Origin of the sequence: Vogesella mureinivorans, from assembly GCF_007644035.1 — a bacterium.
Taxonomy (GTDB): Bacteria; Pseudomonadota; Gammaproteobacteria; order Burkholderiales; family Chromobacteriaceae; genus Vogesella; species Vogesella mureinivorans.
Genome location: NZ_VMTV02001077.1, coordinates 1 through 373, shown reverse-complemented (window position 1 = coordinate 373; position 373 = coordinate 1). Strand labels below are relative to the sequence as shown.

Below are 373 nucleotides of genomic sequence, written 5' to 3'. Positions count from 1 at the left end.
ACCCGGACAAGCTGCGCTACCACCGCATCATCATCATGACCGACGCCGACGTTGATGGCTCGCACATCCGAACACTGCTGCTGACCTTCTTCTACCGGCAGATGCCGGAGCTGATCGAGCGCGGACACATCTATATCGGCCTGCCGCCGCTGTACAAGCTCAAGCAGGGCAAGCAGGAGCTCTACCTGAAGGACGACATCGCCCTGAACGCCTACCTCATCAGCCATGCCGTCGAAGGCGCCGAGCTGGTCTGTGGCGTCGACCAGCCGCCGATCAGTGCCGCGGCGCTTGAGCATCTGCTGACCCTGTTCGGGCACGCCCAGGATGCGATCCGTCGTCTGAGCCATCGGCACGATGCAGCCATCCTCGAAGC

1 protein-coding gene is annotated in these 373 nt (G+C 62.7%); it reads left to right on the top strand.

Going from position 1 to position 373, the window contains the following annotated elements; all coding sequences use genetic code 11:
- Window positions 1-373, top strand: a 373-nt coding sequence (locus FLQ44_RS22825) for a toprim domain-containing protein (RefSeq protein ID WP_240801389.1), incomplete at both ends; no start/stop codon positions are given.